The organism is Pseudoalteromonas sp. 0303, from assembly GCF_013349995.1.
Lineage (GTDB): Bacteria > Pseudomonadota > Gammaproteobacteria > Enterobacterales > Alteromonadaceae > Pseudoalteromonas.
The window spans coordinates 60,715-86,181 of sequence record NZ_JABVXF010000014.1 but is presented as its reverse complement, the minus strand read 5'-3'; the positions used below and the strand labels follow the sequence as shown (position 1 = coordinate 86,181).

Sequence of the window (25,467 nt, the reverse complement as noted above, 5' to 3'; positions counted from 1 at the left end):
CTTGAGAAAACGTGTTATGAGAATTAAGCCAAGTTTAAATGGATTAATTAACACGCTTTATGCTTAAATAGCCAAATAACATGCACAACAGGCCAAAAACAACTGGTCGGAGCAATTTGAGTGACGAAACTTCAACAAGTAAAAGCCATTGAAATTAGTATTTTGGTTTATCCTCATTTATTAATAACCAGTTTAACCCTGCCTATCGAAATGCTCAGAGCTGGTGAGGCCTTTGCAAAAAGCCATCGTCAGCAGAACGAATTTAAACCTCTAAACATCAATTTAGTGGCAAGTAGTTTAAAAGCGATCCCTAATCGTACTGGGCTTTCAATTATGCCCGATTGCGAAACCGTCACAGCGCCTGTTAGTGACTTGATTATTGTGCCTGGGATTTGGCGAAACCCGCGTCCTGTGGTGAGCAAACAACAAAGTTTGGTGAACTGGCTCGGTGAATCTTGGCAACAAGGCAGTCATATCATTGGTGTAGGCACTGGTAATTGTTTAGTTGCAGAAGCAGGCTTATTGGATGGCCACCCTGCTACCACTCACTGGCATTACGCAGAGCAATTTAAACGTGACTACCCTAAAGTGCAGCTTAAGCCTGACTTTTTCATCACACAGTCTGAGCGCATGTATACAGTTGCGAGTTTAAATGCCCTTGCCGATGTTATTGTGCATATTATTAGTCAATATTACGGACGAGAAGCGGCACAACATGTTGAGCGTAATTTCTCCCATGAAATTCGTAAGCCCTATGAAGATCAGCGCTACCTTGAGGGTGCCGTCGATAAACACCCAGATGAACTCATCGCACAAATTCAATTTTGGCTAAAAAACAATTTAACCTCTGAACTGACTCTGCAAGAAATTGCAGCACAATTTAGTTTAAGCTACCGTACTTTTACTCGCCGTTTTCGCCAAGCCACCAGCCAAACTCCTGTGGAGTATTGGCAACAGTTGCGGGTACAAACTGCAAAAGAGTTATTAGCCTCTTCAAATTTGTCTATTCAAGAAGTTGCACTGGAAGTTGGTTATAACGACCAAGGTCACTTAACCCGGGTATTCAAGAAAGTGCTTTCACAAACACCTAGTGAATATCGCAAAGTCGTTAGACGAAAACTATTTGGATAAAGCTAAAATGCCGGAAATGTTCTAAGCCAAGGTCAGATTAATCATATTTAAGTTGCTGAATTAAAAATTATTACTAAGCTTTTAGTCAGTTGTATAGGTATTTGTTTGAGTCTAAAAATGTATCAGCTTGATTATGATGAGTTAGTGCAAAGTTGGAATAAAACCCTCGAAGTTTTAGCCTTGTTTGCTGATGTGCCCGTCGCCTTAGTAATGAAGGTAGAAAATAATATTATTAGTGTGTTTTCAAAAAACGATAACCAAGATAACCCTTATGGAATTGGTGACAGTGAAGAGCTAGATGACTCAGGCCTTTATTGCGAACATGTCGTAAAAACCCAAAAATTACTGAATATTCCCAACGCACTTATTGATGAAGACTGGAAAGAAAACCCTGATATCAAGCTTAATATGATTTCTTATTTAGGTTTGCCAATATGTGCAGGAGACACCACCCCATTTGGCACAATTTGTATCCTTGATAGCAAACCCCATGAATACAACGAGTCCGTGATAAAGCTACTCGAAACCATTAAGCAAAGCTTCGAAACCCAACTGAAATTATTGCATCAGCAAAAACAAGCGTTTGAACAACAACAATTTGCTGAACTGGCCACTTTAATTAGAGGAATAGCCCACGAGCTCAACACACCACTTGGTAACTGTATTACAGCAGTTGATGTTACCCGGCTTGCTGTCAAAGAAACACAAACCAGACTGATAAAAAAACAGCTTAGTCAACAAGCACTGCAAAATACTTTAGAGACACTGATAAATACCAATGAACTACTTGACAGGAACTTAACTTCATCTGCTTATAAGATACGTATTTTACAAGATTTGTTGTATACCAAATCACAATCAAGTAAAACAATCATGACGTTAGAGCAACTCTCTGAGTCATTGTATAAGCACTTAGAAGAGCAAATAAAACATCGCGATATCAAATTAGATATTAATTATCAAAACCCGCATAACCAATTTGAAGTTGATATAGACTTACTCAAGCAAGTGCTGTTTATTCTATTGCAAAACTCAATTGAGCATGCATTCAACAATATTACAGATCCTTTAATAGAAATTGATATTTTTGATTTTGATGAGGTGTTAAAAATTCACTACACAGATAACGGCACCGGTATCAGCAGCACTGAACTAAGCTCAATTTTCACCCCATTTTATAAAGGTAAAAACAACCAATCAGGTATAGGGCTTGGCCTCAGCATAGCGAAGAAAATAGTTAGCCAACAACTGCAAGGCGATATTTGCGTACAAGAAAGTGATGTAGGCGCCCATTTTTTAATTAGTTTGCCAAAGTAAGCTAATAAGTTTAAATGTCTTTCGTAAATAAAATCTTACTAGTTTGTGGGCTGCCTCTGTCTTCATAGCCTGTTATGGCATAGCCATTTTTGATAAGCATATTCAGCATTGCAGGAAAACGGTTCATAGACTTCACTTTTCTTTTCGATAATACAACTTTGAATAACGTTTTACACGGGCATGTACACCGCGCCCTAAGCTCTTAAACTTAGCTTCAAGTACATCTACGCCATATAAAATACCCACCACCAGCACCGATAGTTTTATTGCAGCTAGTAAGTTGTCGGTGGCAATAACAACACCAATTGATGCTAATACCCATATCGTTGCAGCAGATGTTACACCAACTACCGCACCATCTTTTGCAAGCATCACCCCTGCACCTAAAAAGCCGATACCAGTAATGATCTGGCCAACTACACGTGAATGATCAATATCTTCGCCATGCAACATAAACGCTGTTGATAGAAACAAATAAGTACCCAACACAATGAGCGCTGAAGTTCGAATACCCACAGGTTTACCACGTAATTGACGCTCCATACCAATAATTGCGCCGCAAAAAGCGGCGCTACCAATTGCTGACCAAGAATAAGGGGCAATATCAAATAAACTACTCAGTGTCACTGCACTTCCAAATCAAACTAACAATCAAAATTATAAATAAAAGGCCATCGCTGTACTGAGCCGTGATGAGCCAAAACTAGCCATTTTGCTAAAATCGGCTTTGGCTATTGGTACATGCTGACAATCAATCGCCAATTGTTTTTCGTTTTCACAAAACGGGTCATGCACATACAAGCAATGCTCATCAATATGCGTTACACACACCCAATGGGGTGACTTTTTACCATCAAATCGATAAGTGCTGATCAATAACACCACCGCTTTACCCTCAGCAAGCCAATCTTCAATGGTAGCCAAGGTTAACTCTTGATAGCGTACTGGCAGTTTTGCAGCTATCGCTTCGGCTACAAACTGATTGTGTACGGTATGCAAAATGGCTTTTTTCTTTTCACTTCTTACACCATCAATAAACAAGGTATCACGGGTATTTAAAACAACATCGGCTTTAAAACCACGTTTCATTGCTGCAAGTGCTAACCCTAGAGGGTGACAACCGCCATGCCCTGAAGTCATGAAAATAGTCGTGGCTTCACGCCAGATATCCAGCTCTTTGAGTTGGCTCATTGCGGTATCATTCAATGATGACATTGCCATTAATAACGCCGCTGGGCCACAGGTAAATTCGGTAGTTTGCTGGTACCAAGGCGTGTGTTTATCAGCATTAAATTCGATATTACGACGAATGTTTTTTTGCATTCGATGGGCATCACTATGGTCATCATAATAATCACTGTAATGACCAAACACCTGATAACCCAGTTTTTCATATAAGCGAATTGCTGATTGGTTGTTTACCGCAACTTCTAAGCGCATGTATAAACGGCCCCGTTTAGCCGTTTCATTTTCAAGCGCAAGAAGTATCTGTGAAGCAATCCCTTTGCCTTGCTGCGATTGCAAAACCGCCAGTGAATATAACCGGGCAAGGCGCGTCCCTTTGTGACACCACACTAAACCATAACCAACTAGTTGATTATCTACTTCAGCCACCATCAATAAGCCGTGAGTTGCGCTGATCCAGCGTTTTAAACTACGGCTACTTAATCTATCTTGGCTAAAGCTTTGCTCTTCAATGGCTACAAGAGCTGTCAAATCCGTGGCCTGTGCAAAGCGGATTTGACAAACAGATGCGTTCATTAACCGCGGCCTCGTGCTTCTAGGCGTTGTTTAAACTCATCCATAATGATCATATAAAGCTCATCACCTAAATAGGCATCTTCGACTTTATGGTCGATACTTGGGTTGTCATTCACTTCTAACACGTATGCTTTACCTTGATGCTCTTTAACATCAACACCATACAAACCTTTACCCACTGTTTTACAGGCTTTTAATGCTGCATCAAGTACCACTTTAGGTAGCTCAAAGGTTGGCAAGGTCTCAAAACCACCTGAGAAGAAGCGTTTTGCATCATGGTTATAAATTTGCCAGTGATTACGGGCCATTAAATAACGACACGCATAAATTGCACGGCCATTTAACACCCCGACACGCCAGTCGTATTCGGTGTACATGTACTCTTGCGCAAGCACCAGTGCACTGAACTCAAACAGCTCAGTTAACTTAGCAACTAACTCATCACGATTGGTAACTTTAAATACGCCTTTTGAGAAAGAACCTTCTGGCATTTTTAATACCAGTGGGTAGCTGAAGTTTGCTTCTAAAATTTCAATTGTCTCTTCACTTGTATCAGCCACAACGTGAGTTTTTAAACTCGGCACTTTTTGATAATTAAAGGCATCGTGCAAATACACTTTATTACAACAGCGCAGTATCGATTCTGCATCATCAATGACCACTAGCCCTAAGCTTTGTGCTTTACTCGCTAAACGATAGGTTGGATGGTCGATGGCTGTGGTTTGACGAATAAATAACGCATCAAATTGTGCAATATTGGTAATTTCATCAAATGTCAGTGCTTGAGCATAAATACCGTGCTTAGCGGCTGCTTTTATAAATTTAGCAATGGCATCTTTATCACTTGGCGGCACCTTTTCTTGGTGATCAACCAATATAGCCATATCCCAACGGTAACGACGTTTTTTATCGTGAATACGCCATACAGACTCAGTAAAGCTACTGAGTTGTTTTACAAACTCCGTAAAGCCTGTGTCATCTAATGATGCAATTGTGCCTTGTTTTACAACACCTTGCTCATCACACACCAAAATAGGCGCAGGATATTGCGAGAATAATGCTTTGGTTGCTTTACTTTGCTGTTCTTTATCTGTGTGACCAAAAAATACAGTGCCACCAGCAAGCGCTTTATGACGCGTGCTGTATTCATCGCTACGTAGCGCATTAATTGTTTTTACACTTGGTAATACCTGGTGCTTTCTTGCTTCAGCAAGCAAAGAACAATAATAACCTTTACTTAAATACTGCCCTGTATCACACAAGTTTAAAATGCGTGTTTTTGGCTCATTATGTTTTGGGTAATCACGTAAGTAGGTGTCAAAGGTAATGACATTTTCGAAATTTTGAGCAATACGTTGCTCATTGTTATCAACCACAATCAAGGTTTTAAACACGACTTTTCCTAAATTAAGCCATAGATAAAATGAAAAACACCCAGCCAATTAAGTGAACGCATGAGGCTAAACTTCACTTAACTAGATGGGTGCTTGAAATACCAATACGCAATAATTGGGAATTAAGCGTATTGGTATAAGCCTTAAGCTTGATGTGATTTATAGAGGTTTTTTTGCTTTGTGACCAACGAGATATTTTTTACTTGAAGATGAAATTTACTGATTAAAAATACCAATAATTAAATTAACTGTTCTATGGCGTACAACTGTTTTTTGCCAGCAATAGAGAGTTCAACTTCATCATCAAGGCACTTTCCAATCAATTGCTTACCTAACGGCGCTTCTCGGGTTACAACATAAATCGGTTGCTCTTTTACGGTGACCTCTAAGCCACCAGCACTTGGGCCCATAAAAAACCATTTGGCGTTATCTTTCTCATCGGTAAGACACACTAATGCACCTTCACGAACCTTATTAAATTCGCTTTCTTTAAACACTGTATTGAATGCTTGTATGTCACGGTAGCATTCATTAACTCGCTCAGCTTGCCCTTGCGCTAGATAAGCAGCCTCTAAACCCAAGGTATCGTATTGAGTTTCAGCGACACTTTCTTCGTGAGTTGCAGCGTCATGAGCCGCTTTTGCCGCTGCTTTGGCGTTTTGCAGTTGTGCCTCTAGCGCAAAGCGTAAATGTTCAATTACGTGTGTTTTATTCATATCAAAGCAGTTAAAACAGAAAAGCCGCTATTCTATGGAAAAATAGCGGCTGATGAAAGTAAGTTATAAAACTGACTTACGGCATATCCATATAGGCTTTGGTTTTATCATCCAGTGTTTGGGTGTAATTTTCTGAACTTAACCCCAATAACTGCGGCAAGGTAGCGGCGATACAAATCGATGAGAAGGTTCCCACCACAATGCCTGCAAATAACGCAATGGCAAAGCCCGTTAATGCAGCACCAGCAAGCAACCAAATACAGGCAATGGTCGCAAGTGTTGTGCCTGAGGTGATCAACGTACGTGTTAAGGTAGAACCAATTGCATCGTTAATCACAACATGGGTGTTAATGCGTTGATTGTCTGGCTGAATACGTAAAAGCTCTCTGACTCTGTCGCCAACAATAATTGAGTCATTTAATGAATAGCCAATAATAGCCAGTAAACTCGCCAGCACGGTTAAATTAAACTCAAGCCCAAGTAAGGAAAACAAGCCAAGCACTAAGATTAAATCATGTAACAGTGCAACCACCGAACCTACTGCGAGTCGCCATTCAAAGCGCACGGCAAGATAAACCATAATTGCAATCAGCGCTGCAAATAAAGCTAAACAGCCTTGTTCAAAAAGCTCATCACCCACTTGTGAGCCTAAAAATGAGCTAGATAATACGCTATAGTCGACGCCTTGCTCATTCAGCTCTGCTTGCCAAGTACTCGCTTTGCTAGCCTCTGGTGCTTCTCTTAAAACAAAGTGATATTCACCCGCTTTACTGATAGCTAATTTACTCGCAACCTCTGGGCTTAACTTTGCCTTTAAATCAGCAATTGTCGTGACTGACGTTGTGTTGATTTCAGTGATGTAGCCACCTGTAAAATCAAGGCCAAAGTTTAGTCCTTTTACAGATAAAACACCTAGGCTCGCGATGACTAAAACACAGCTTAGAACTAGCCCTAAAACGCGTGCTTTACTCGCTGTAGTTAATGTTGACCAGCTCATGCTTTAGCCCCCGTCAAATTAGTTAGTTTAATGTAGAGTGTTTGGCTAAGCGCTTTTGAAATATAAACGCCAGTAAAGACACTGGTTAATAGCCCAAGCGCTAACGTGATTGCAAAGCCTTTCACCGGCCCATAACCAATGGCGTATAAAATAATTGCCGTGATCATCGTAGTCACATTGGCATCAAAAATGGTCGTAAATGCTTGGTTATAGCCTTGTTCAATCGCTTGATATGTAGGTCGACCTTTACGCTTCTCTTCTTTTATTCGCTCAAAGATAATCACATTGGTATCAACTGCCATCCCTATCGTCAGAACAAGCCCTGCAATACCCGGTAAGGTCAGCACAACCCCCGGCAATAACGACATTAAACCAACTAAAGCCGTTAGATTAAGCAATAAAGCAATATTGGCAATCAGCCCTAAGCGACGATACCAAAGCGCCATAAACGCAAGGGTAATACCAATACCCAGCATTAACGCAGCTAAACCGTGCTCAATGTTTTCACTGCCTAAGCTTGGGCCTATGGTTTGTTCTTGAACGATTGTCACTGGCGCTGTGAGCGACCCTGCGCGTAGTAAAAGCGCTAAATCGTAGGCTGCTTGAGAGCTTTTCATATTAGTAATGCTAAAACGAGAACTTAAATGCTGGGCAATGTTTGCCACATTGATCACTTCGCTTTTTTTAACAACGTCGCCATTTGCATCACGTGAGTATTCCGAATACACCGTGGCCATTGGCTTACCTATGTTGTGCTTCGAAAAAGTAGACATCGCATCGCCACCTTGCGAATCTAAACTGAGCTGAACTAAAGGCTTGCCCCATTCATCTTTGCCAACACTGGCATTATTAATGTGATCACCTGAAAAAATAGCCATCGGATTTAAATTAACAACGCCACCGCCTTGTACATTAAACGCTTTACCACCTACTTCGACGACCTGATAAAAATCGAGGGTCGCAGTTGCACCAATAATACGTTTCGCTTCTGATGGGTCCTGCACACCAGGTAACTCAATGCGAATGCGCTGCTTACCTTGTCTTTGCGTTACCGCCTCAGTGATACCAAGCTCTTCAATGCGACCACGCAGGGTTGTTAAACTTTGCGCCATAACTTGTTTATTGAATTCGTTTTGGCTTTGCTCATTAAAATGCAGTAATACCGTGGTTAGGTTATTCGTTGTTGATTTAGTTTCCATCAGGCCTTTGAATTGAGCTTGTAACGTTGAGACAAGTCCTGCAAGTTGATCCTCGCCACTTGGTAAAATTTGTAGTTCAACCCCTTCTTTTACTTCACTTGCACGGATCCCACGAATTTTGTCTTTACGAAGCGTCAATTTAGTTTGTTGATACACACTGTTTAAGTGCTCTTGCATTGCTTTATCTAGGTCAACATCAAGCACAAATAACACCCCACCATTTAGGTCGAGTCCCAACTTAATCGGTGAGAGACCCAGCTGCTGAAGCCATTGAGGGCTTGTCGCATGCTCAACAATTTTAGCCTCTAGCTGAGGGTATTGCGTTTTTATAAAACTCAGCGCATTGGCACTTTGAGTCGGCTCAGCTAATAAAATAGCCAGTTTTGCTTGGCTATCATTGGCTTCAGTCACTTCAAAACCGTGTTGATTTAGTGACGTTGTCACACTTTGCAGCGTCACTGTTTGATCTGGCAAGCTAATGTGCAACCAAGATTTGTTAGGGTAAAGGTTAGGTAGTGCGCTAACCGCTAATAAAATACACGCCGCTATCATAGCGACATAACTCATTTTTAGTCGACGCCATAGCGCCGGCTTAGATTTATGTGACATACATGACTTCCTTCCGGCATTGTCAGCCGGTAAAAATTTAATTCCAAAAAATAAAAAGTAACGAAGGAAGTCGTTTAGCTATGGTAGGTCGTATTGGCTTTGTACAAAAGATTAGCGTCTTTCCAACCACTAATGCGGGATTTACGTTGAGTGGCTAATGCAAACCATGGGATCATACGCACAGCACCTGGCGGCGCTAAAAAGTGCTCTTTTCTCCAGTCTTCAGCAAAGAATTCAATTAATAGCTCGTAATCAGGATCAACCTGACTGTGATAAAGAAATAATGATGAATTACTGGCAGTTAAACGCGGCACTAAGGTATCAAACCCCGATGGCTCTACCGGTTTAGGATGTTCAACTGTATGAGTTTGGGAAATAACTGGGGTTTTAGTCAGCTCGACTTGGAACAATTTCGTCGCAGCAAAGTGTGAGTGAGTGTCAGGCATAGCCATGCTCTGTGCGCTAAAGAACACAGTAAATAGCAAGATAATGACTGAAAAAAACCGTAACAAGAACTGACCAATAAATTAAGTAGATACCGTGGGTATAATGGGGGTAAAAAAATAAAACACAAGGTATTACTTAAATAAAAGTGACTAAAACAAAAGCGGGCCTAATTAGGCCCGCTTAGTAATTTAACTTTGTTAAACTTCTAATGATGACATGTCGATAACAAAGCGTGAGGCCATATCACCTTGCTTTAACTTATCAAAAGCGTCATTAATTTGGTCCATTTTGATCATTTCAACTTCAGGTAAAATATTATGTAACGCGCAGAAATCTAAGATTTCTTGAGTTTGCGCTATACCACCAATCAATGAGCATGCAACACGGCGACGCCCCATTAATAATGGCACTGAGTTAGTCTCTTCAAGCTCACCTACTTGACCAACCAATACTTGCGTACCATCAATATCTAAAAGCGGAATATACGGCGTAAAGTCGTGTTTTACCGGAATAGTGTTAATGATCACATCAAATTGATTTGCATGCGCTTGCATGGCATCTTCATCGCTCGATACCAATAAATCTTTTGCGCCATAAGATAAAACCTGCTGTTTTTTCTTATCACTACGGCTAATCGCCGTAACATGTGCACCCATTGCAGCTGCGATTTTAATTGCCATGTGCCCTAAACCACCTAAACCAATCACACCAACACGGCTACCAGGGCCGACATTCCAAGTGCGTAGTGGCGAATAGGTTGTGATACCCGCACATAAAATTGGTGCACATTTAGCAAGGTCTAAGCCTTCAGGCACACTTAGTACAAACTCTTCACGCACCACAATGTGTTTTGAATAACCACCTTGAGTGAGTTCACCACTAATGCGGTCTTGTCCTGAGTAAGTTCCTACCATACCTTCGCGACAAAACTGCTCTTCACCGTTATGACACTGATCACAGCTTAAACAGCTATCAACCATACAACCCACAGCAACATTATCGCCCACTTTATATTTAGTAACGCCGCTGCCTACTTCAAGGACGCGACCAACGATTTCGTGGCCTGGTACCACTGGGTACTGAGTCCAGCCCCAGTCGTTTTCTGCGGTGTGTAAGTCTGAATGGCACACGCCACAATATAGAATTTCAATTGATACATCTTCATCACGAAGTGCACGGCGTTCAAAATGATACGGCTCTAATGGTTTTTCAGAATCATGTGCTGCATAACCGACGGTTTTCATGCTTACTCCTTAGTTTTCTTCGTGTTTTACTCATGCATTTAACTAATTTGCTAATGCGCTTGTGTATAATGCATTCAGTATAGAGGTAAATTAACAAATTACACTTGCCTAAAACACGAAAGCTTTTGCCTATTTTTATCAAATTGATTTTTAAGAGACCCCCATGCGTGGAATGAGCCGCAAAGAACAGGTGACGAGATCGCCTGATGCAATGAACCTATCACAAAGCATAAAAACACTCTGGCCCTATTTAATGACCTTTAAAGGCCGGGTTATTTTAGCCGTCTTAGCGCTTATTGCTGCAAAAGGCGCCACATTGCTGATGCCTTGGGCACTAAAAGAAATAATTGACGCGGTTGATGCGAGTATCAACCCGCTATTAAGCGTTCCTATTGCCTTGCTGATCGCTTATGGTTTGCTGCGCTTTGCCAGTGTATTTTTTGGTGAAGTACGCGATGCGTTATTTGGCCGTGTTACTGAGCACGCAATGCGCCATATTGGCTTAAAAGTATTTAAACACTTGCATAGTTTAGAACTTGCCTTTCATCTTGACAGGCAAACAGGCGGTATCAGTCGCGATATAGAGCGTGGCACAAGTGGCCTCAGCTTTTTAATGCGCTTTTTGATGTTTAATATTGTGCCAACCCTATTTGAAATAATCACAGTAGCCATTATTTTTGCAACCTTGTTTTCACCTTGGTTTGCACTGGTCACATTAATTGCGGTTGCTAGTTACATTGCTTTTACTGTGATTGTAACTCAGTGGCGTAACCGATTTATTCGTGAAGCAAATGCTGCCGATAACAACTCAAACACCCGTGCAATCGACAGCTTACTAAATTACGAAACCGTTAAGTACTTCAACAATGAACACTATGAAGCGAGCACCTACGACGGCTTTTTAGCTAAATGGGAGCAAGCAAGGCTTAAAAATCGTTTATCATTACTTGCGCTTAATTCAGGACAAGCACTTATTATAGCCACGGCTATAACAGCGCTAATGTGGCTCGGTGCCAGCTCAGTGGTCAATAAAGAGCTGACAATAGGTGAGCTTGTAATGATCAATGCTTATATGATCCAGTTATTTTTACCACTTAACTTTTTAGGTTTTGTTTATCGTGAGATACGCCGTGCGCTGACTGACCTTGAAAATATGCTGGGGCTGTTAAATCGAAAAGCCGCCATTAGCGATGACAAAGATGCAAAACCATTAAATGCAACCAAAGCTGCTATTCGATTTGAAAATGTGTCGTTTAGTTACGACAAACAAAGGCCAATTTTAAATAACTTAAGCTTTGAGGTTACTTCTGGCAGCAAAGTGGCGATTGTGGGTGCCAGTGGCGCAGGTAAAAGTACTCTAAGCCGCCTGCTCTACCGTTTTTATGATGTTGATGCAGGTAAAATTTATATCGATGAGCAAGCAATCAACACAGTGACACTTGAAAGTTTGCGCCAAGCAATTGCCATCGTACCGCAGGATACCGTGCTATTTAATACCAGCATTCGCGAAAACATCGCTTACGGAAATCCAACGGCAAGCGAAGATGAAATTGATCAAGCCATAAGCCTTGCCCATTTAGATGGATTTATCGCCAGCCTAGATAAAGGCGATAAAACCCTTGTTGGTGAACGCGGTTTAAAAGTATCAGGCGGTGAAAAACAACGCATTGCAATTGCCAGAGCCATTTTAAAGGGTTCACCCATTTTATTATTTGATGAGGCAACATCGGCGCTAGATTCGCATTCAGAACAAGCCATTCTCAGCGCGATGCGTGAAGTTGCACAAAGACATACCAGCTTAGTCATTGCGCATCGTTTATCAACAATTACTGACGCAGACAAAATTATTGTTATGAAACAAGGACAGGTTGTTGAGCAAGGTCAGCACCATCAACTGCTTGCAGCGAATAGTGAATACGCACGAATGTGGCAGTTACAGCAAAGCGAAGAATAAACACTGTTAACTAGTAGTTTAAATGATTAGAATAACCGCTTTATTTTTATCTATAACAAAAAGGCAACACGCAGATGGGCAGAGCTTATCAAAACAAAAAAGACTCAATGGCAAAAACTGCGGGTGCAAAAACCAAAGTTTATTCAAAGTACGGAAAAGAAATTTATATCTGCGCTAAGAATGGTGGTGTTGATCCCGATGGCAACTTAGCGCTTCGTCGCTTAATTGAGCGAGCTAAAAAAGACCAAGTACCTACGCATGTAATCGAGCGTGCAATCGATAAAGCCAAAGGCGGTGGCGGCGAAGATTACGTAGCAACTCGCTACGAAGGTTACGGCCCGGGCAACTGTATGATCATTGTTGACTGTTTAACCGACAACAACAAACGTACCTTTGCTGACGTACGTGTTTGTTTTACAAAAGCGAATGCAAAAATTGGTGCGCAAAACTCAGTATCACACTTATTTGATCACCTCGCTATTTTTGTATTTGATGGTGATGATGACGAGGCTGTTTTAGAAGCACTAATGATGGCTGATGTTGATGTAACAGATGTAGAAGTTGAAGACGGTAAAGTGACTGTATTCGCTCCACATACTGAGTACAACAATACCCGTACAGCACTTGAAGAAATGGGAATTACTGATTTCCACGAAGATCTAATTGCTTTTGTGCCGCAAGTAGAAGCCCCCATTGAAGGTGAAGACGTTGAAGTCATGGAACGCTTTTTAGCCATGCTAGAAGACTGTGACGACGTACAAAACGTTTACCACAACGCACAGTTTTAATTAAAAAGGCCAACCCAGTTGGCCTTTTACCTTTTAGCCCAAAGGAATCAACATTGAAGTGAGCATCCAAATCTCATTAAAGCATTAGGCTATGTTGATGAAGAGATACAACTTGGTTTAGTGATGGAGCTTATCAGTAAAGAGTTCACGAATCTTGGTTTGCCGCCCTCCCTTGCAACTTGTACCCGAGACACATTCGAAGACAACTGCCAGTACGCGCCAGAAATGGTGCTAAAAATCGTCAAGCAAATGGCAAGTACCCTTGCCCATTTGCATCAAAAACAAGTAAGCCATGGTGACATTTATGCCCATAACAGCATGATCAATTCACATGGCGAGTTATTATTTGGTGACTTTGGTGCTGCAACTGACTTATCAATGCTGACGCCTAATCAACAGCTGCTATTAGAAGGCATTGAAGTACGTGCCCTTGGTTATTTCATCGATGATTTACTGACTGTAGTCACAGAACAGAACGACATTACCAAAATGCTTGCTGACATAGCTCAAGAGTGCTTAGGACTCAAATCAGACAAACGCCCTCGCCTTTCTGAGCTAGTTTCGCGATTATGAGTGTCGTTAATTATAAATAAAGCCTCTGTGAGGGTTTATTTTTGCTTGTTAAACGGAAACACCTGCTGCTTTAACATCCCTTCACCCACTTAAAACTGCTCAGCCCTAAATAGCCGATGATAAAGACGTGCCATGCTATAAAAATCCATTTATCAATTTTTTTCAGCTTAACACAGAAGAATTTAGGAACAAATATACGCTAAGCCATCACGAACATGTGTACACAACAAATTGATACCAAGCTCAGAAAACCCATAACGATAACTCGTTCAGGTAGGTAATGAATAACCAATGCAGGCATTGTAATAATGTATGAAGCCTTTGGCCTATAGCACAAACTATGTTTTTCAAAGTTCAAGAAAGCGTTTTTAGCCTTAACAGATAAAGCTTTATTCCAGCCAAATGACTAAAACCAATGCAATTGACCTATACAGCTTATTAACGAATAAAAGTTTAATTTTATTAAACATCCTTACCCTCATGAAATTTTAAGTTGACTAAGTTATTAACACTAAATTTTATTTTACAATACAGCTTTAAATAGATTAATAATATAAATAAGCATTTTTATAAGAACTAACTCACCTTTAAGAAAAAGAGAAATTCTTACCAAGGAATATAAAAAGGAAATTTCATATGTCATTAGTTAAAAACCCCCTCTACAGTAACTATTGAATAAACATATTTTTCCAAGATCATCAATAATAAATCTTATTGGATGATAAAAAAGGAAATACAAATTGGCTCTCTAAGAGCTTTATGAATTAAGCCAATACAATTGCTTCAGAGGGAATAATGCTTATATCTAATACTCACAAGTTTATTTTTGTTCACATTTGGAAAGCGGGTGGTACAAGTGTTCGAAAATCACTTTCCAATTACACTAACAATGATAAAACCCAAATCCCAAAGCATGCATCGCTGAAAGAAATAATCAATTACATCGGGAATGAGAATTTTAGTAAGTACTTTAGCTTTTCGTTTGTACGTAACCCTTGGGATATTCAGGTGTCAAACTACTTTTATATTCGTCAAAGACCAGAACATTATGCATATGATTGGATGTCAAAATTTGAGTGCTTTGATGAATATATAGAATGGAGAGTATCTGAGGAAAGAATTTTACAATTTAATATGATTTGTGATTCTTCTGAAAAGATTGCAGTTAATTTTGTAGGAAAATTTGAAAAATTAAATGAAGACTTTCGTATCGTATGCAATAAAATTGGGGTTAATGCAAAATTACCACATACAAACAGGTCAACTCATCAAAATTATAGAAAGTATTATACACCTTTTAGTAAAAAGCTTATTGAAGTTGCCTATGAGAAAGATATAGAACATTTTGGTTATAAATACTAATACTTAGGAGAAAAGTTAATGCAGGCTCTAGTAAGGAGAACTCTTTATTTATTTTTGACTATTACTGGTCTTACAGCTCTAATGGCTATTATTGGTATAGCATATGTATGGTTTTTTTCTAACCAGAATGAATTGCCTCATCTCGAACTTTTAATAGGTTCTGTAATCTTAGAAATAGTAGCGGTAGTATTGGTTCTAGCAAAGAAAGGTCTTAAATACCTTCCTGACAGCCAAATAGATAAAGAGCCAAATGACACTATTAAATTTATGGAGAGCTTTATATCAACTGGAACAAGCGCTACGATAGTCAGTAATAGAGTATCTTGGTTGGCGGGAGATCAGAAATTATTAAAGATTCTCCAAGAGAAAATCGATAATGGTATTAGAATTGAAATCATCACGCCCAAGGAAGTTAATACACCTCTAGTAGATAATTTAAAGGGAGCTACTTTTATTGTCACAAATGAAAAGTTTTCTCCAGAAGCTAGATTTACTTTAGTTAATGGGGAACGCAGTGGGGCTGAAAAATTAGCAATAGCACGAGGTGTTCATCCGGATCATGAAATTACAATTTTTGACAATAACTCTGGCCCTCAAATTATAGCGATGGCAAAAGATATAATAAGAAAGTCAAAGGAGTTATCACATGCCTCATAGATGGTGTAATTCTGCACAAATACGAAAAGAACAGATTGAATCTGGATTAGATTTAACTTTCAATGAAGTATTTAAGCCTCTCCTAATAAATCAAATTAAAATGCTTTCACCAGCTGAGATCCTAGAAGTCGGAGCTGGGACTGGTCATCTATCTAAAGAATTATTCACTATAGGCCTGAGTGTAACAGCAATTGAACCATCATTAGGAATGTATAATGTAGCAAAGGATGTCTTATCAGATACAAATATAAGGCTTTTTAACTGTACTTCCTTTGACTTGAAAAGAGATAAGGTTTATGAGCTTGCATTTTCTCATCTTGTTGCACACGTGGTTGATGATATTTTTAGTTTCTTTGAATCAATAAAAGTCCACTTAAAAAAAGGTGCTAGTTTTATTTTTTCGATTCCACACCCTTGCTTTTATAATTCATATAAAGGTTTTTTTGGAAATGAATATAATTACATAACTCCAATTACAAAAAATGTTTCTTTTAAAATTACTAAAGATCAAGAAAATACAATTTATGATGTTCCATATCACCACAGACCTTTGTCGGACTACTTTAACAAATTGATTGAGTCAGGTTTTATAATTGAAAGATTTGATGAGATTTATCCTAATGATGATATACAAGAGAAATATGGTGCAAGATGGGAATTCCCTCGATACTGTCTATTCACATGTAGAAAAACCTGAAAAATAATATTTTTTGCAAAATTGCTAGAGCAAACTAAAGTAACGAATACAAAAGTTCGTTACCTTCGATATTCAAAAGGATAATTCTACCATTTGAAGAATTGCAACCTTTTGAATCTGATATGTTCGTATGCAATTTTATTAGTACTACTGAAATGCTTTATCAAACTTATCTTGATCAAGGTATTTATCAAATGCACCTAAAGCATTACCCACACTTGGCTCAGCCATTAACTCTTGCATTGCAACTTCACCGACAATACCGAATGCGTTTTCCATTGCTCCCTGACCGCCGACTTCTATCGCCGCCTTAGCTTGCTTTGGACAGTCTTCAGTTAATAAACGCGTAACTAACGCACCAACATAGCGATTAGTGTCATCCATATCTTGCTCTGTAACGTTCGCGAAAGGCTTAATTATACTATGCGTCGACATACCCAGATAAATCCACTTAGCGAGATTTTTCCGTTCTTTACCATTTAGTGAATCAGTTAAACACACTGCAAGTTGCTGAGCTTCTTCTGATGCTGAAGCATAACTAGGCAGTAACGACATTACAAAGAGTGAAGTAGTTAATAAGATTTTTTTCATTATTTCCTCATAAACTGGGATTAACCATAGAATTCTACTTCAGTTTTTACACCAAATGGTAAAATGAATTCTCTAAATTCAGGGTCCCCTTGCTGAGCTTTTGGATATTTAAGGTTATACATATTCTTTTTAAACATATTTAAGAATTGCTTATTTTGCAGCTTATTATCCAATACACTGACTTTGACTACATCACCCGCTTGATTAACCATCATCATAAATAAAATTTTATCATCAGATCGTCTGAAGTCGTCTTTTGCTTTTGTTATCACATCTTTGGGAATATTAAAATCGGGTAGGTTTTTATCTTGTGTTGATGAGCAAGACACTAACAAGAGGCATAAAGGTATTAAAAATTTATTCATCATCTGTCCCTAAAAATATTTAAAGACAAGATACTGTGAATAAATGCTTTTATCCAGCAAAAACCAAAAAAGCCACGATAAACGTGGCTTTGTTGGATAAAGCTTAAACTTTTACTGTTCTATTATAAGAACTGACCTAGCGCTTTAACTTGGTCTAACATGCGGTTTGAGAAACCCCACTCGTTATCGTACCAAGCCATCACTTTAACAAGCTTACCATCTACTTTAGTTTGGGTAGAATCGAAGATTGAAGACGCAGGATTGTGGTTAAAGTCGATAGAAACAAGCGGTAGTTCGTTGTATTCAAGAATACCTTGCATTGCACCTTCTGATGCAGCTTTAACGACTTCATTAATTTCTGCTGCAGTTGTTTCACGCTTAGCAACAAACGTTAAGTCTACTAAAGAAACGTTGATTGTTGGTACACGTACTGCCATGCCGTCAAGTTTACCCGCAAGTTCAGGAAGCACTAGGCCAACCGCTTTAGCTGCGCCTGTTTTCGTTGGGATCATTGACTGAGTTGCACTACGTGCACGGTATAAGTCTGGGTGATAAACGTCAGATAAGTTTTGATCGTTTGTGTAAGCATGAATTGTTGTCATGCTACCTTGCTCGATACCTACTGTGTCGTTGATTGCTTTTGCAATTGGCGCTAAACAGTTTGTTGTACACGATGCATTTGAAATGATGTTACTGTCAGCGTTTAATACTTCGCTGTTAACACCATGAACAACTGTTGCATCCATGTCCGTGCCTGGTGCAGAAACGATTACTTTTTTAGCACCCGCTTCAATGTGTTTAGCCGCTGCGTCACGTGAAGTGAATAAACCAGTACATTCTAAAACGATATCTACGTTTAGAGCTTTCCAAGGAAGGTTTGCTGGATCACGCTCTTGTGTAAGGGTAATTTCATCATTACCAATTAGCATGGTGTTTTCAGCAAGTGTTACTTTTTGAGAAAATTGACCGTGTACTGAGTCAAATTGAGTTAAATGCGCGTTAACATTTGCTGGTGCTAAATCGTTGATTGCAACGATTTTGATTTCGTTGTTTTGAGCTGACTCATAAAGGGCACGTAATACGTTACGACCGATACGTCCATAGCCATTAATTGCAACATTAATCATTCTAATATCTCCCGTTAATTATTTTACTTCACTTGCTTGGCGAGCAAGCGCTTCAATGGCTTGCCAGTCTTTGTTTTCAATAAGTTGTTTATCTAGCATCCAAGTACCACCTACACAGATTACGTTTTTAAGTGCCAGGTAGTTCGGTGCTGTTTCAAGGCTAATTCCGCCGGTAGGGCAAAAAGTTACTTGTGGTAAAGGGCCACCAATTGATTTCAGCATTGCAGTGCCACCTGCTGCTTCTGCAGGGAAAAACTTTAAGAACTTAAAGCCATGGCTTGCTAATTTCATTACTTCACTTGGTGTTGCTGAACCTGGTAAAAATGGAATATCAGTTTCTTTAGCCAGTGCTAATAATTCGTCGTTTACACCTGGGCTAACCATGAAGTCAGCACCGGCTTCAACAGATGCATTAAATGTCGCTTTATCAACCACGGTACCTGTGCCAACGTATGCTTCTGGTACGGCTTCTTTCATTAGCTTTACAGCTTCTGCCGCAATCGGCGTACGTAAAGTAATTTCTAGTGCTTTTAAGCCACCGTTATAAAGCGCACGTGCAAGGGGTGCTGCATCTTCAAGTTTTTCGATAACAACAACCGGTACCACAGGTGCCGATGATAAAATTTTCTCAATGCTCATTGTTTGTTCCTCATAGCCCAGTAACGGCGTATTATTATTCTAAACCAAAGGCACTTGCGCCTAGGTCTGCACTACTTACTATATTTCTGAAACCTGCGAATAACTCTCGGCCTGTACCATATGTTTGGCTTGGTTGGCTAAGTTGTAATTCACGTTTTGCTAATTCTTCATCGCTTACGTGTACTTTCAATACACCCGCTGGTGCATCAAGCGTCACTAAATCACCTTCGTGAATTTTTGCGATTACACCACCTTCAACCGCTTCTGGTGCTAAGTGGATTGCAGCAGGAACTTTACCTGATGCACCCGACATACGGCCGTCAGTCACAATCGCCACTTTGTAGCCTTGGTCTTGTAGTGTTGCCATTACTGGCGTTAATTTGTGAAGCTCAGGCATGCCTTTCGCTTTTGGACCTTGCTCTTTAATTACAGCAATAAAGTCTGTGTTTAATTCACCACGGCTATACGCTTCTTGTAACTCTCCTTGGGAGCTAAATACTTTAGCTGGCGCAGAAACAACTTGGTGTGACTCAGCCACTGCCGATACTTTAATAACAGCTTTACCAAGGTTACCTGTAAGAAGCTGTAAACCACCCTGCTTGCTAAACGGGTTATCAATCGGACGTAACACTTCTTCATCGTGTGATTTTTCTGGACACGCTACCCATTTAACTTTGCTTGGGCCAGTGCTGTTAGTCATGATCACTGATGAATCTTTATCTAGCATTGGCTCTGTGGTGTATGCTTCTAAGCCATCACCCACAATCGTTTTCACGTCGTTATGTAAGTAACCTTTGCTAAGTAGTTGCTTCATTAAGAAGCCCATACCGCCGGCTGCTTGGAAGTGGTTCACATCTGCTGAGCCGTTCGGGTAGATACGTGTAAGAAGTGGCACAACTTCTGATAAGTCAGCCATGTCTTTCCACGTAAGGATTACACCCGCTGCTTTGGCGATAGCTACTAGGTGGATTGCGTGGTTTGTTGAGCCGCCTGTTGATAACAAGCCAACTAAACCATTAATAATTGTTTTTTCACTTACTACGTCTGCAAGGCAGTTAGCATCTTTTGTTTCGATTAGCTGCTTTAACATGGTTTCCACAGCATGACCTGTTAAGCCATCACGTAGTTCTGTGTAAGGGTTAATGAAAGAGCTACCTGGTAAATGTAGGCCCATGATTTCCATTAACATTTGATTCGAGTTTGCGGTACCGTAGAAAGTACAAGTACCGGCACTGTGATACGATGCGCTTTCTGCTTCTAAAAGCTCTTCGCGGCTTACTAAGCCTTGTGCAAATTTTTGACGAACACGTGCTTTTTCTTTATTCGGGATACCCGATTGCATTGGACCGGCTGGTAAGAAATACGTTGGTAAATGACCAAATGATAAGGCACCAATTAAAAGTCCAGGGACAATCTTGTCACATACACCTAAACAGAAAACACCGTCGAACACGTCATGCGATAAAGAAACCGCAGTAGACATTGCAATCACGTCACGCGAGAACAATGAAAGCTCCATGCCATCACGGCCTTGTGTAACACCGTCACACATAGCAGGTACACCACCAGCAACCTGTGCTGTAGCATCAAACTTAGTGGCAAGGCTTTTGATGATTTCTGGATAGTCTTTGTAAGGAACATGCGCAGAAAGCATATCGTTATAAGCGTTGATGATAGCTAGATTTGGTTGCTCGTCTGATTTTAAACGAGCTTTGTCATCGCTGCTACAAGCAGCCATAACGTGTGCAATATTACCACAGCCTAAACCAGCACGAACTCTTGTTTGTTTTTTTGCGTGCGCGATTCGCTCTAAATAAGCTTGGCGGGTCTCTTTACTGCGTTCGATAACGCGTTCGGTGACTTCTTGAATACGAGGATGCAACATATAAATTCGACTCATCTCTATAGTTAGAGGATAAAGGCTCAGTAACAATTACAGACTCCACGAAAATAATTGTACTGAGCAACTTTGATTTACCCGTTCAAAGGTACGCTGACAGGCTGTCTCTCACAACCAACCTGACACCGGTGTCACTGTATTAACTCATGACTGTGACACCGGTGTCAACCTTATCTGTTAAATTTAGTTTAATTTTTTTAAATGACCAAATAATGAACAATTTAATTTTAGTAGAATATGAGTAGAATTCATGTGAAGTACCACTATCAAAGGCCTATAGACAAGACAAGCTTTGAGGTTTGTTTTACTTAAAAACAACTACTTATAACGTTTTTATGAAATTTTTAAGTCCTAAATAAAAAAGCCCGAAAACGCGTCACTCATTCTCGGGCTACTGTGAAAAAACAAGATGAAATTTATTTAATTGCTGCTGTCGACTCTCGAGTAATGAGTTTTGCTTCAAGGGTTACTTGATAAGGCGACTCTTGTGGATCACCAATATGAGTGATCAATTGCTTAACTGCTTGCTGAGTCATTTCTTCAACTGGTTGTGCAATGGTCGTTAACCCTGGCCAGATATGACGTGCAATTGGTGCGTTATCAAACCCAGCAATAGAAATATCATCTGGCACTCTTAACTGCATTTGCGTAGCAAGCTTTAATACCGCCGCTGCCATGTAATCATTTGATGCAAATACTGCTGTTGGGCGAGGGTTTAAATCTAAGATTGTACGGGCACTATCAACACCAGAGTGATAACTGAAGTTACCTTCTTCAACTAAGCGTTCATCAAACTCAATACCATTTGACGCAAGCGCTCTTCGATAACCTTTAAAACGCTGCTCTGTCGCACTGTGATCAGGGTGACCTTTAATGAAGGCAATTTCTTTATGACCCAACTTAATAAGATGCTCTGTTATTTCAAAAGCCCCCTGCTCGTCGTTACTTCTTACCGAAATAGAGTCGTCTTCAAGTACCGCAGATGCGACGCGAGCATACGGGATCTTTTTCGACTTTAAAAAGCTTACAAGTTCAGGAAAATCAGAAAATGGTGGGGTCAGTACAATGCCGTCTAAACGTGAGGTTTGAATTAATTGCTCAATGTTACTAATTAATTCTTCGCCGCGTAATTCACATGGGTGGATCAATAAGTTGTAGTTAAGCTCATGACATGCCGCTAAAGCACCGGTTTGCACACGGGTAATATAGCTTTTACTCGGATTGTCGTACAAGCAACCAATAATAAAACTACGGTTTTGTGCCAAACCACGAGCGATTGGGTTTGGTGTGTAATCAAGCTCTTTAAATACTTTGAGTACTTTTTCGCGCGTTGCATCACTCACGTTAGGCTCATTGTTGAGCACGCGAGACACTGTTTTTTTCGATACACCGGCATAGCTGGCGACACTGTTGATGGTTACTTTCTTCATCCGCTCTACATCCAACTGCTAATTACGCGTTACTTTTAACATGTATACACGCAGCAGCACCAATGAATGGAATGTTGTCTTGTGTTACAAGCGTAACGGGGATCTGTGAAGTATATTGCGACATAATGCCTTTGTCTGCAAAACGCTCAACAAATCGACTAGATAATAGACGTTGTTGCATGCGAGGTAAAATACCACCGCCAATAAATACGCCACCTAATGCGCCAAATGTCAGGGCTAAGTCCCCTGCTACGCTGCCAATCCAGTCACAAAATTGATTGAGTGTTGCATCACAGACTTCACACTGACCAGTGGTTGCAAGCTCGCTAATTTGTGCAGCATCTAGATTCTTTGCTTCAACACCTTTTACCGCTGCCATAGCTCGGTATAAATGCGCGATACCTGGGCCCGAGAACACGGTCTCAACAGATACATGATTTAACTGCTTTTTAAGCTCAGTGATTAACTGGCGGTCTAACTCTGTCACTGCTGCAAGGGTAATGTGCCCTGCTTCGCAGCTAAGTACAGCACTGCCTTGTGATGTACGAACTAAACACGCAGCACCAAAACCTGTACCTGGCCCCATAACTGCGATATTCGCATTTTCATCAGCCTGGCCTGCTTTAACAGCCATATTTTGCGAATCATCTAAATAAGGCGCCGCATAAGCAAATGCTGCAAAGTCGTTGATTACTTCAAGTTGCTCAAATGAAAACTCTGCTTTTAAATCTGCAACGTTAAAGTGCCAGCCAAGGTTTGTTAAGTGAACTTGGCCTGCTTTAATCGGGCCTGCTACCGCTAAACATGCGCGGCTTGGCTTAAGAAACGAAATCTGGCTGAAGTACTGGTTAATCGCACTTTCTAAAGAGCCAAAATCTGCACTTGGAAAAGTTAAATTGTGCTCGATAACAAACTGGTTAGTTTGTGCATTAAAGTCAGTGATTAAAGCGAAACGAGCGTTAGTGCCGCCGATATCGGCAACAAGAATAGGAGCGAATTCTGTAGTTGTCTGTGTGTTCATGATGTTTTCTCTATTTGTCTAAGCTAGTTGCCGCTTATTGTTCTAGTTTTCAATGGCAAAGCCACTGTGTCTGCTAAACTTTGGGTCATTGCCTCAAAGAAGCTATCTTTTGTATTAAAAAAATGCTGCCCAAATGAATGGGCAGCCAAATACGTTTTGACAACAAAATGATAAAACAGTGACATTATGACACCGGTGTCAGATTAGGATCAATAAAAATTTTCATTATTTGTGCATGCATACGTATTTATTGATAAAACCTGCGTATTAAGTATCGAAAAAGCATTTATATACGCATAAAAAATGCCTAGCTGTGTACAGAACAGCCACACACACGCCACTTGTCACAAATAGCTTGAAAAAAATATTAAATAGCCGAAAATGGCAATTACTACTTCTGTTATTTGGTAACCATATGAAAGGTAAGGCGACATCTTTTGACATTGCACATTATGCGGGTGTGTCGCAGTCAACCGTGTCTCGCGCGCTGCGAAATAGCCCTTTGGTCAACGAAGAAACGCGTCGACGTGTTCATGAGGTAGCAAAACAACTCAACTATAAAGTTGATAAAAATGCCAGTAATTTAAGAACTCAACAAAGTAGTACCCTCGCCCTGTTATTATTTGAAGATCCCACTTCGGATGAATCACAGATAAACCCTTTCTTTTTAGCGATGCTGGGCAGTATTACAAGAGCTTGTGCAAAAGAAGGCTACGACTTACTGGTATCGTTTCAGTCGAGCAGCTCTGATTGGCAAGCCGATTACGAGGACAGCCACCGTGCAGATGGCTTAATACTGCTTGGTTATGGTGATTACCTTGATTACCAACCTAAATTTAAAACCTTAATTGACCAACACACTAAGTTTGTCTGTTGGGGTGCCAGCGTAGACAACCGCCCAGATTTAACGGTCAGCTGCGATAACTACGGCGGTGGTAAATTAGCAGCTGAGCATTTACTTGCAACCGGTAGAACTGATTGTGCATTTATCGGTGATGCTTCTGATCATAGCCCTGAGTTTTTTGCTCGCTACCAAGGTTTTAAAGATGCATTCTTAGCCAAAGGCGTGGCTTTAAACGAACGTAAAATGGCGAATGCGATTTCGACAGAAGAATCTGGCTATCACGCGACTCGTTCCCTCATAGCAAATAACATTCGTTTTAACTCATTGTTTGCCGCCAGTGATCTTATTGCTATTGGTGCTATTCGCGCCTTGAAAGAAGCAAAAATCAAGGTTCCTGATGATGTACACGTTGTTGGCTTTGATAACATTGCTGTTGCCAGCTTTGTAAATCCACCACTTACCACCGTTCAGCAAGACACCACACTCGCCGGACAAATGTTGGTCGATAACCTGCTCAAACTTATTCGTGGTGAAGATGTAGAGAATACCCTTTTACCACCGCGTTTAATTATTCGCGGTTCGAGTGTTTAATTTTTAGCGATAACAGCTTTGTTATCGCCTACTCCTTACCCAACCAGAAACTTATTGCATTAAAATTAGTTTTTTTTCGATTTACCCAAGACTATTACTTCGAAAAAGCAGAT

General features: G+C 40.3%; 23 protein-coding genes and 1 pseudogene. 9 read left to right on the top strand and 15 right to left on the bottom strand.

Translation table 11 applies throughout. The features are described 5' to 3' along the window. Positions 1-120 precede the first annotated feature (120 nt). Both HUS62_RS11185 and HUS62_RS11180 read left to right on the top strand, forming a co-directional pair. Positions 121-1,131 carry a GlxA family transcriptional regulator gene (locus HUS62_RS11185; protein WP_175079570.1) on the top strand — a complete coding sequence of 337 codons (1,011 nt, stop codon included), beginning with the start codon at positions 121-123 and terminating at the stop codon, positions 1,129-1,131. Positions 1,132-1,236: 105 nt separating this feature from the next. Next, positions 1,237-2,448, top strand: a complete 1,212-nt coding sequence (locus tag HUS62_RS11180; protein ID WP_175079569.1) for a GAF domain-containing sensor histidine kinase — start codon at positions 1,237-1,239, stop codon at positions 2,446-2,448. 132 nt (positions 2,449-2,580) lie between these two features. Here HUS62_RS11180 and HUS62_RS11175 read toward each other — a convergent pair whose 3' ends face one another. From HUS62_RS11175 to HUS62_RS11140, 8 genes are all read right to left on the bottom strand, one after another. Then, positions 2,581-3,075 (bottom strand): MgtC/SapB family protein, encoded by a 495-nt coding sequence (locus HUS62_RS11175; RefSeq protein WP_054551426.1) that lies wholly within the window; start codon positions 3,073-3,075, stop codon positions 2,581-2,583. A 30-nt stretch (positions 3,076-3,105) separates the two neighbouring features. Continuing rightward, positions 3,106-4,209: a GNAT family N-acetyltransferase/peptidase C39 family protein gene (locus tag HUS62_RS11170; RefSeq protein ID WP_175079568.1), complete on the bottom strand. Its 1,104-nt coding sequence runs from the start codon at positions 4,207-4,209 to the stop codon at positions 3,106-3,108. Next, positions 4,209-5,603 carry a RimK family protein gene (locus tag HUS62_RS11165; RefSeq protein ID WP_175079567.1) on the bottom strand — a complete coding sequence of 465 codons (1,395 nt, stop codon included), beginning with the start codon at positions 5,601-5,603 and terminating at the stop codon, positions 4,209-4,211. The genes HUS62_RS11170 and HUS62_RS11165 overlap by 1 nt, the downstream gene beginning before the upstream one ends. A gap of 239 nt (positions 5,604-5,842) precedes the next feature. Continuing rightward, positions 5,843-6,319 (bottom strand): transcription elongation factor GreAB, encoded by a 477-nt coding sequence (locus HUS62_RS11160; RefSeq protein ID WP_175079566.1) that lies wholly within the window; start codon positions 6,317-6,319, stop codon positions 5,843-5,845. A gap of 76 nt (positions 6,320-6,395) precedes the next feature. Then, complete coding sequence (secF, locus tag HUS62_RS11155) at positions 6,396-7,316, bottom strand: protein translocase subunit SecF (RefSeq protein ID WP_175079565.1); 921 nt, start codon at positions 7,314-7,316, stop codon at positions 6,396-6,398. Further along, positions 7,313-9,124, bottom strand: a complete 1,812-nt coding sequence (gene secD / locus HUS62_RS11150; RefSeq protein ID WP_175079564.1) for a protein translocase subunit SecD — start codon at positions 9,122-9,124, stop codon at positions 7,313-7,315. Before secD ends, secF begins: the two co-directional genes overlap by 4 nt. A 74-nt stretch (positions 9,125-9,198) precedes the next feature. Further along, positions 9,199-9,570 (bottom strand): hypothetical protein, encoded by a 372-nt coding sequence (locus HUS62_RS11145; protein WP_175079563.1) that lies wholly within the window; start codon positions 9,568-9,570, stop codon positions 9,199-9,201. Between the two features lie 198 nt (positions 9,571-9,768). Continuing rightward, entirely contained in the window at positions 9,769-10,815 is a 1,047-nt protein-coding gene (locus HUS62_RS11140; protein ID WP_175079562.1) for an NAD(P)-dependent alcohol dehydrogenase, read from the bottom strand. Positions 10,816-11,026: 211 nt separating this feature from the next. Between HUS62_RS11140 and HUS62_RS11135 the strand changes: the two genes are divergently transcribed. From HUS62_RS11135 to HUS62_RS11110, 6 genes and pseudogenes are all read left to right on the top strand, one after another. After that, the gene (locus HUS62_RS11135) at positions 11,027-12,769 is read left to right on the top strand and encodes an ABC transporter ATP-binding protein/permease (protein ID WP_175079592.1); all 1,743 of its coding nucleotides are present in this window, start codon (positions 11,027-11,029) and stop codon (positions 12,767-12,769) included. 74 nt (positions 12,770-12,843) lie between these two features. After that, a complete protein-coding gene (locus HUS62_RS11130) occupies positions 12,844-13,557 on the top strand; it encodes a YebC/PmpR family DNA-binding transcriptional regulator (protein ID WP_054561631.1) in 714 nt (237 codons plus the stop codon). Positions 13,558-13,629: 72 nt separating this feature from the next. Then, positions 13,630-14,130 (top strand): annotated as a pseudogene (locus HUS62_RS11125) (protein kinase domain-containing protein); the annotation flags it as partial. A gap of 795 nt (positions 14,131-14,925) precedes the next feature. Beyond that, complete coding sequence (locus HUS62_RS11120) at positions 14,926-15,492, top strand: sulfotransferase family 2 domain-containing protein (protein WP_175079561.1); 567 nt, start codon at positions 14,926-14,928, stop codon at positions 15,490-15,492. A gap of 18 nt (positions 15,493-15,510) precedes the next feature. Further along, the gene (locus HUS62_RS11115) at positions 15,511-16,149 is read left to right on the top strand and encodes a hypothetical protein (protein ID WP_175079560.1); all 639 of its coding nucleotides are present in this window, start codon (positions 15,511-15,513) and stop codon (positions 16,147-16,149) included. Beyond that, positions 16,139-16,846 (top strand): bifunctional 2-polyprenyl-6-hydroxyphenol methylase/3-demethylubiquinol 3-O-methyltransferase UbiG, encoded by a 708-nt coding sequence (locus HUS62_RS11110; RefSeq protein WP_175079559.1) that lies wholly within the window; start codon positions 16,139-16,141, stop codon positions 16,844-16,846. The genes HUS62_RS11115 and HUS62_RS11110 overlap by 11 nt, the downstream gene beginning before the upstream one ends. Positions 16,847-16,993: 147 nt before the next feature. On the opposite strand, the gene HUS62_RS11105 is transcribed toward HUS62_RS11110, so the two are convergent. The 7 genes from HUS62_RS11105 to glk all read right to left on the bottom strand — a co-directional run bounded on the left by HUS62_RS11105 (position 16,994) and on the right by glk (position 23,919). Continuing rightward, on the bottom strand, positions 16,994-17,437 hold the full coding sequence (locus HUS62_RS11105) for a hypothetical protein (protein ID WP_062564507.1): 444 nt from the start codon (positions 17,435-17,437) through the stop codon (positions 16,994-16,996). A gap of 20 nt (positions 17,438-17,457) precedes the next feature. After that, complete coding sequence (locus tag HUS62_RS11100; protein ID WP_138600582.1) at positions 17,458-17,802, bottom strand: hypothetical protein; 345 nt, start codon at positions 17,800-17,802, stop codon at positions 17,458-17,460. A 122-nt stretch (positions 17,803-17,924) separates the two neighbouring features. Further along, on the bottom strand, positions 17,925-18,929 hold the full coding sequence (gene gap / locus HUS62_RS11095) for a type I glyceraldehyde-3-phosphate dehydrogenase (RefSeq protein WP_054551438.1): 1,005 nt from the start codon (positions 18,927-18,929) through the stop codon (positions 17,925-17,927). Between the two features lie 18 nt (positions 18,930-18,947). Further along, positions 18,948-19,568, bottom strand: coding sequence for a bifunctional 4-hydroxy-2-oxoglutarate aldolase/2-dehydro-3-deoxy-phosphogluconate aldolase (locus HUS62_RS11090; protein WP_175079558.1), 621 nt, complete (start codon positions 19,566-19,568; stop codon positions 18,948-18,950). Positions 19,569-19,602: 34 nt separating this feature from the next. Further along, complete coding sequence (gene edd, locus HUS62_RS11085; protein ID WP_062564509.1) at positions 19,603-21,453, bottom strand: phosphogluconate dehydratase; 1,851 nt, start codon at positions 21,451-21,453, stop codon at positions 19,603-19,605. Between the two features lie 431 nt (positions 21,454-21,884). Further along, positions 21,885-22,898 carry a LacI family DNA-binding transcriptional regulator gene (locus HUS62_RS11080; protein WP_054561637.1) on the bottom strand — a complete coding sequence of 338 codons (1,014 nt, stop codon included), beginning with the start codon at positions 22,896-22,898 and terminating at the stop codon, positions 21,885-21,887. A 22-nt stretch (positions 22,899-22,920) separates the two neighbouring features. Next, positions 22,921-23,919 (bottom strand): glucokinase, encoded by a 999-nt coding sequence (glk, locus tag HUS62_RS11075; RefSeq protein WP_175079557.1) that lies wholly within the window; start codon positions 23,917-23,919, stop codon positions 22,921-22,923. 415 nt (positions 23,920-24,334) lie between these two features. Between glk and HUS62_RS11070 the strand changes: the two genes are divergently transcribed. Then, the gene (locus tag HUS62_RS11070) at positions 24,335-25,354 is read left to right on the top strand and encodes a LacI family DNA-binding transcriptional regulator (protein WP_055198756.1); all 1,020 of its coding nucleotides are present in this window, start codon (positions 24,335-24,337) and stop codon (positions 25,352-25,354) included. The last annotated feature ends 113 nt before the right edge of the window (positions 25,355-25,467 follow it).

Coding starts and splice junctions, on each gene's coding strand:
- HUS62_RS11170 (WP_175079568.1), bottom strand. CDS start 4,209: ATGAACGCATCTGTTTGTCAAATCCGCTTTGCACAGGCCACGGATTTG.
- HUS62_RS11160 (WP_175079566.1), bottom strand. CDS start 6,319: ATGAATAAAACACACGTAATTGAACATTTACGCTTTGCGCTAGAGGCA.
- secF (WP_175079565.1), bottom strand. CDS start 7,316: ATGAGCTGGTCAACATTAACTACAGCGAGTAAAGCACGCGTTTTAGGG.
- secD (WP_175079564.1), bottom strand. CDS start 9,124: ATGTCACATAAATCTAAGCCGGCGCTATGGCGTCGACTAAAAATGAGT.
- HUS62_RS11145 (WP_175079563.1), bottom strand. CDS start 9,570: ATGCCTGACACTCACTCACACTTTGCTGCGACGAAATTGTTCCAAGTC.
- HUS62_RS11140 (WP_175079562.1), bottom strand. CDS start 10,815: ATGAAAACCGTCGGTTATGCAGCACATGATTCTGAAAAACCATTAGAG.
- HUS62_RS11135 (WP_175079592.1), top strand. CDS start 11,027: ATGAACCTATCACAAAGCATAAAAACACTCTGGCCCTATTTAATGACC.
- HUS62_RS11130 (WP_054561631.1), top strand. CDS start 12,844: ATGGGCAGAGCTTATCAAAACAAAAAAGACTCAATGGCAAAAACTGCG.
- HUS62_RS11120 (WP_175079561.1), top strand. CDS start 14,926: ATGCTTATATCTAATACTCACAAGTTTATTTTTGTTCACATTTGGAAA.
- HUS62_RS11115 (WP_175079560.1), top strand. CDS start 15,511: ATGCAGGCTCTAGTAAGGAGAACTCTTTATTTATTTTTGACTATTACT.
- HUS62_RS11110 (WP_175079559.1), top strand. CDS start 16,139: ATGCCTCATAGATGGTGTAATTCTGCACAAATACGAAAAGAACAGATT.
- HUS62_RS11105 (WP_062564507.1), bottom strand. CDS start 17,437: ATGAAAAAAATCTTATTAACTACTTCACTCTTTGTAATGTCGTTACTG.
- HUS62_RS11100 (WP_138600582.1), bottom strand. CDS start 17,802: ATGAATAAATTTTTAATACCTTTATGCCTCTTGTTAGTGTCTTGCTCA.
- gap (WP_054551438.1), bottom strand. CDS start 18,929: ATGATTAATGTTGCAATTAATGGCTATGGACGTATCGGTCGTAACGTA.
- HUS62_RS11090 (WP_175079558.1), bottom strand. CDS start 19,568: ATGAGCATTGAGAAAATTTTATCATCGGCACCTGTGGTACCGGTTGTT.
- edd (WP_062564509.1), bottom strand. CDS start 21,453: ATGTTGCATCCTCGTATTCAAGAAGTCACCGAACGCGTTATCGAACGC.
- HUS62_RS11080 (WP_054561637.1), bottom strand. CDS start 22,898: ATGAAGAAAGTAACCATCAACAGTGTCGCCAGCTATGCCGGTGTATCG.
- glk (WP_175079557.1), bottom strand. CDS start 23,919: ATGAACACACAGACAACTACAGAATTCGCTCCTATTCTTGTTGCCGAT.
- HUS62_RS11070 (WP_055198756.1), top strand. CDS start 24,335: ATGAAAGGTAAGGCGACATCTTTTGACATTGCACATTATGCGGGTGTG.